This window comes from Protofrankia sp. Cj3, from assembly GCF_917627355.1.
Lineage (GTDB): Bacteria > Actinomycetota > Actinomycetes > Frankiales > Frankiaceae > Protofrankia.
The window spans coordinates 31543-34502 of the sequence record NZ_CAKJTR010000004.1 but is presented as its reverse complement, the minus strand read 5'-3'; the positions used below and the strand labels follow the sequence as shown (position 1 = coordinate 34502).

Sequence of the window (2960 nt, the reverse complement as noted above, 5' to 3'; positions counted from 1 at the left end):
CGTTCGTCCTCGCGCGTGTCGTGCAGAACGTCTGTGGCGGTCCTGCCCGCCGGGACCGAGGGCAGGCCTTGTGCGGCGCTCGCCACGGCCGCGGCCGTGGCGTAGCCCGTCGGGGGAGGTTCAGGGATGAGGCCGTCCCGTACCCAGCGGGCGACCAGGCGTTGGGTACGGGCGATAGGGATGATCTCTGCGATCGGTTCCCCGCCGCGCGTCACCACCAGCCGCTCGCCGTGCTCGACGCGGTCGAGCACGCTCGCCGCGTGACGACTGAGATCGCGAGCGTTGATCGATGCCTGCCCAACTGTCATGCCTGACATGATCGACTTCCGTCAGGCGCAGCGTCAAGCGTCAACTGGCCGGGGTAGTCCACGAGCGCGATGTCGGTGTATATTCGCACGTATGTTCGGTTGCATTGTGAGGCGACTACGATCCCGCGGTACTCGCGTCCACTACGCTGGCGGCGTGGCGCAGCCGGGCATCGAGGAGCAGGCAGAGCTCGTCGCGCTGCTTCGAGAGCGACCGCGCGGGCTCAACTGGCTCCAGCTCGCCGGTGTTGTCCTGGAGAACGGGAGCGTCGCGGCGGCGCGGGCACAGCTCGTCGCTGAAAGCCTCTTCGGCGACGACGACCACGCCACACTGCTCGACGAAGCGCGGGGCGAGGTCCGTGCCTGGCATGCAGCCGGGCTGGAGTTCCTCTCGATCGTCGATGAGTGCTATCCGGCCCGCGTCCGCGACATCCACGAGGCTCCCCCGTTTCTGTTTGCCCGCGGCCGCCTGCTTGCCGACGACAAGGCCGTCTCCGTCGTGGGTTCGCGCGAGGCGTCGGAGCGGGGCCTCCAGATGGCCAGGTCCATCGCCGACGCACTGGTTTCGATGGAGCTCACCGTGGTTGCCGGTCTCGCGGCGGGGATCGACACCGCTGCCCACGAGACCACCATTGCCAGCGGTGGACGCACCGTGGCCGTCATCGGTACTGGGATCAACAGGTGCTACCCAGCCGGCAACCGCGGACTTCAGGAGCGCATCGCGGAGACGGGGCTGGTGCTGTCACAGTTCTGGCCAGATGCGCCGCCTCAGCAGCACAACTTTCCGATGCGTAACGCGGTGATGTCCGGCTACGGCATCACCACGATCGTCGTTGAGGCGGGGGAGCGTAGCGGCGCCCGCATTCAGGCCCGGATGGCGGTGCATCACGGCCGGCCCGTGATTCTGACCGATCTCGTCGTCAACAGCACCCAGTGGGGCAGGGAACTCGTCGGTCATCCCGACGTCTACGTCGCATCGTCGATCGCCGAGGTGAGAGCCGTGGTCGAAGAGCTTGCCGAACGTCCGAGCCGACTGGAAGCGGTTCTCAGTCAGATCACTGTCTGATGGTCACCCGCTCGCCCGCTCTTGACACACTCCGCGACCTCGTTGGCAGAACGGGAAGCTTGTTCCTCCGCAATGCGCGATGGGTACCCGGAGTTACTTGCAGCACCTGCGCAGGTATCCCAAACCCGGGCTTCCCCACCTGCTATAGGTGTGCCGAGCGAGTAGGTAGCGTCGGGCTGGCAGATCACCTCGGATTCGTCACCTACGCGTGGCCGAGGGCGCAGTCGGGGCAGACGATGCACGCCTACAAGCGCGGCGGTGCCACGAGCTATCAGCTAGTTGCGTCTCTTCTGACCTACGCCGTGGTCGCGCACTGGAACTGCATCGCGGACCGCGGCGGCACGCACCCGGACGCCTGGGCCTACGTCCCGTCGCTGTCTGGCCGACAGGGCCTGCATCCGCTCGCACGGATTGCTTCACAGTTCATGGGTCGAGTCCCACATGTGCCCGTGCACGTGAGCGAGACGGTCGGTGATAAACGGTCGTTCAATCCAGCGCACTTCGTCCTGTCTCCCAGCGGCGCCGGCTCTCGCCATGTCCTCCTGCTCGAGGACACCTGGGTCGGCGGAGGGCGTTTGCAGTCGGCGTCCGCCGTACTCAAGGCTGCGGGTGTCGATCAGGTCACCGGCTCTCGGTGGCGCGATGGCTTGATCCCGGCAGAGAACCGACGAAGCTTTTCATCGAAGGTCTCAAGGAGAACTTCGATCCCGACGTATGCCCGTACACGGGCGCGCACTGCTGACGATTCGAGGGCTCCCAGGGCCGGATGAGACGCTGTTGCCAGGAGCCTCTGGCCCTCGTGGTGTCCTCCCGCTTCCACCTGGCTCTGACCGGTGGTGCGCTGGTGAGCGTCCTTCCGCTGACCGCTCGGGAGCGGCCTGGCTGGGTCCATCGGGTCCGGATCGACATCTCCGGGAAGCCCACCAGCTGGGCCATCACTGAACAGGTCCGTACTGTCTCGGCCAACCGGCTCACCGGTCGCGGTCCGCTCTACCGGCTGAACGTCGAGCAGATAGCCGAGGTACGCACCGTGCTGGCCCAGATGATCGACTTCTGAACCGGGCTTTCAGAACGTGACCCTTCATGGAGGCGATGATCGGCGTTTGTTTGTTGTCAGGTACGGTTTTCGGCCGGATAGGCGTACCTGACGACAAACTCGCGCCGATCTTGTCGACGAACGGCAGCCGCCCTCAGCGCAGCTGCTCCTGCCAGTCGGCGGGTACCCGGCCGGCCGGGCCGGGCGTCGGTTGGCCCAGTGGGTGATGCTCGGGCGGCGCCAGCGGCGGCCCGTCGTAGTACTGCTGGGTCTGATAGTCCCAGAACCAGGTCTCGCCTGGCTCGAAGCTGCGGATCAACCGATGTCCGGTCGTGGTCGCGTGCGCGCTCGCGTGCTGGGAGGGGGAGGAGTCGCAGCAGCCGATGTGGCCACAGCCGGCGCAGCGGCGCAGATGGAACCACCACCCGGGGCCGTTACCGGCGGTGCATTCGGCGCAGCCCGTCCCGCTCGGTGGCGCAGCCGGGTCGATCGTGCTCACCTCAGCCATCTGGCTGGCTCCCTTCGGTCATGTGCCTCGCCCGGTCATGTGCCT

The 2960-nt window shown here is 66.7% G+C and carries 4 protein-coding genes; 2 read left to right on the top strand and 2 right to left on the bottom strand.

The window, feature by feature from the left end; genetic code table 11:
* A partial coding sequence (locus MJ783_RS01105; protein WP_239308002.1) for a type II toxin-antitoxin system Phd/YefM family antitoxin occupies positions 1–317 on the bottom strand: 317 nt, incomplete at its 3' end.
* A 97-nt stretch (positions 318–414) separates the two neighbouring features.
* Between MJ783_RS01105 and MJ783_RS01100 the strand changes: the two genes are divergently transcribed.
* Positions 415–1371: a DNA-processing protein DprA gene (locus MJ783_RS01100; protein WP_239308001.1), complete on the top strand. Its 957-nt coding sequence runs from the start codon at positions 415–417 to the stop codon at positions 1369–1371.
* Between the two features lie 799 nt (positions 1372–2170).
* Complete coding sequence (locus MJ783_RS01095; RefSeq protein WP_239308000.1) at positions 2171–2428, top strand: type II toxin-antitoxin system PemK/MazF family toxin; 258 nt, start codon at positions 2171–2173, stop codon at positions 2426–2428.
* A gap of 133 nt (positions 2429–2561) precedes the next feature.
* On the opposite strand, the gene MJ783_RS23355 is transcribed toward MJ783_RS01095, so the two are convergent.
* Entirely contained in the window at positions 2562–2915 is a 354-nt protein-coding gene (locus MJ783_RS23355) for a UBP-type zinc finger domain-containing protein (RefSeq protein ID WP_255720424.1), read from the bottom strand.
* Positions 2916–2960: the final 45 nt, after the last annotated feature.